Source organism: Kitasatospora sp. NPDC127116, from assembly GCF_042677365.1.
Lineage (GTDB): Bacteria > Actinomycetota > Actinomycetes > Streptomycetales > Streptomycetaceae > Kitasatospora > Kitasatospora lactacystinica.
In genome coordinates, this window is the sequence record NZ_JBHXTL010000300.1 from 1 (window position 1) to 1,430 (window position 1,430).

The 1,430-nt window shown below is 75.2% G+C and carries 1 protein-coding gene; it reads left to right on the plus strand.

Annotation, left to right across the window (positions count from 1 at the left end; translation table 11 throughout):
* The coding region (locus ACFVHV_RS43785; RefSeq protein ID WP_380359486.1) for an SUKH-4 family immunity protein at positions 1 to 1,263 on the plus strand (1,263 nt) is incomplete at its 5' end.
* Positions 1,264 to 1,430: the final 167 nt, after the last annotated feature.

Here is a 1,430-nt window from a genome sequence, read left to right on the forward strand (position 1 = left end):
GGCGAGGCCCCGCCGGCCCCGCAGGGCGCGCCGTCCGCCGGCCCGCCCGCCTCCGGTACGGCGTACGAGGCGACCCAGCTGGCGGGCGCGATCGACCCGGCGCTGCTGGGCGGTCCGGCGGACCCGGGCACCCCGCCGTCCGGCGGTCCCGCCGTCCCGCCGCCGCCCGGCGGCCCGGCGGCCCCCGCCGCGCCCGCGGCCGGCTACGGCTACCCGAACACGGGCGGTGCCGCGGGGGTCGTCCCGCCGGCGGTGCCCGGTTCGCCGCAGGCCGCGCCGGTGCCCCCGGGGGTGCCCGCGGTCGGCCCGGGGTACTTCGCCGCGCTCAGCTACCGGGGCCCGGACGGCTCGGAGCAGAAGCTGCTGCACCGCAGCGAGCCCGGCACCCCGCACCCGGAGTGGAAGATCCTGCAGGACCTGCGCCGGCTCAACGTGCCGCCGGAGCAGGTGCTGGAGCTCTACACCGAGCTGGAGTCGTGCGACCTGCCGGGCGGCTACTGCAACCGCATGATCGCCGCGTCCTGGCCGAACGTCCGGCTCACCCACACCGCCCCGTACGGCCGCGACCACGCGTCCCGGCAGGCCGGGATGGCCGAGCTGCTCGACCACCTGGACGAGCTGCACCAGCTGGCGTCCGGCGCCCAGCGGGTCCGCCCGTTCCGGGTGCCGCCGCCCGCGCCCGGGACGGTCCAGGCGCTGCCGCCGCTCCCGCCGCAGCAGCTCGCCCAGGAGACCGGCGCCGCCTTCGGGCAGAACCTGTTCCGGTACGAGCAGCGCGCCGTCTCCCGCCAGGGCGTGCCCGAGCCGGTGTCCCAGACCCTGATGTGGGCCGGGCTGCCGCGCGACTTCGGGCCGTTCTTCTGGGCGCAGGCGCAGGAGGGCCGCCCGATCCCGACGCTCGCCGAGCTGGCCGCCGAGCGCGGCCTGGCCGCGGGCCCGGACTTCGGCGGCTACCTGGTGCTGGGCAACGACTACGGACGGCAGCTGTGCGTCCAGTACGGCACCGCGCACGTGGTGGCCGTGGACATCGATGGAACCGGTCAGCCGCCCCGGTTCGTCAACAGCGGTGTACCGGAGTTCGTCCGCTCGATGGCCCTGCTGGGCCGGATGTGGCGGCTGCGGTACGGGCTGACCCCGGACCAGGCCGGTCGCTGGACGACCGACTTCCAGGCCCAGCTCGCCGCGATCGACCCGGCGGCCCTGCAGAACGCGGACACCTGGTGGGCCGTGCTGCTGGAGCAGTTCTGGGACGGCCTGCTGTAGCGGACCGTCGCAGGTCCTCGCAGGTGGGAGGGGTCGTTCCGGTGTCCGGAACGACCCCACCGGCATGTCTCCGCAGCAGTGGCGCGTTGGGGTTTGGCCCAGATCTGCGCCTGTGTCTTATAAACAACATACGCAGCCGACGATTTATGGAGTGTATATATCGGTGG